At 37.9% G+C, this 311-nt stretch carries 1 protein-coding gene; it reads right to left on the reverse strand.

The genetic code is table 11. The features are described 5' to 3' along the window. On the reverse strand, positions 1–311 hold a 311-nt coding region (locus H5201_RS22775), incomplete at both ends, for a Mu transposase domain-containing protein (RefSeq protein WP_404936363.1).

The raw sequence follows: 311 nt of genomic DNA on the forward strand, positions 1-311 counted from the left end.
AAACGATGTGAGCGCGGATGCTGTGCGATTAAGGTATCGTCATGATAAAGCTGTACTAGCTGATTGGTTATGTGTGCGCGTAATTGTTTCTTAACCCACTGATACGGCACACTGTAATAATGTTTCTCTATTTCAACATGATAATCAATGTGTACTCGCACCGTTTTGATTTGTGTATAGTGATAGGGCTTTTCAGGCAATGGCTTTAATGCGCTTTTATCCAGCATATCAAAAAGCTGTTTACGTGATTGTTGATATTGCTTCATCACCTTATTGTTCATTACATCAAGTAGCTTTGCTATTTCTTGATT

Source organism: Pseudoalteromonas sp. SG43-6 (assembly GCF_014164365.1).
GTDB classification, from domain to species: Bacteria; Pseudomonadota; Gammaproteobacteria; order Enterobacterales; family Alteromonadaceae; genus Pseudoalteromonas; species Pseudoalteromonas rhizosphaerae.